Annotated in this window: 1 rRNA gene; it reads left to right on the top strand. The window is 55.6% G+C overall.

Features of this window, described 5'->3' with window-relative positions:
- A 16S ribosomal RNA gene (locus ACTHSL_RS14440) occupies positions 1 to 207 on the top strand; the annotation flags it as partial.

Here is a 207-nt window from a genome sequence, read left to right on the forward strand (position 1 = left end):
GTGTATAAGAGACAGCCTACGGGTGGCAGCAGTGGGGAATATTGCACAATGGGCGCAAGCCTGATGCAGCAACGCCGCGTGAGGGACGACGGCCTTCGGGTTGTAAACCTCTTTTAGTAGGGAAGAAGCGAAAGTGACGGTACCTGCAGAAAAAGCACCGGCTAACTACGTGCCAGCAGCCGCGGTAATACGTAGGGTGCAAGCGTT

This window comes from Neisseria sp. P0008.S010 (assembly GCF_051962715.1).
In the GTDB taxonomy this organism is placed as follows: domain Bacteria; phylum Pseudomonadota; class Gammaproteobacteria; order Burkholderiales; family Neisseriaceae; genus Neisseria; species Neisseria elongata.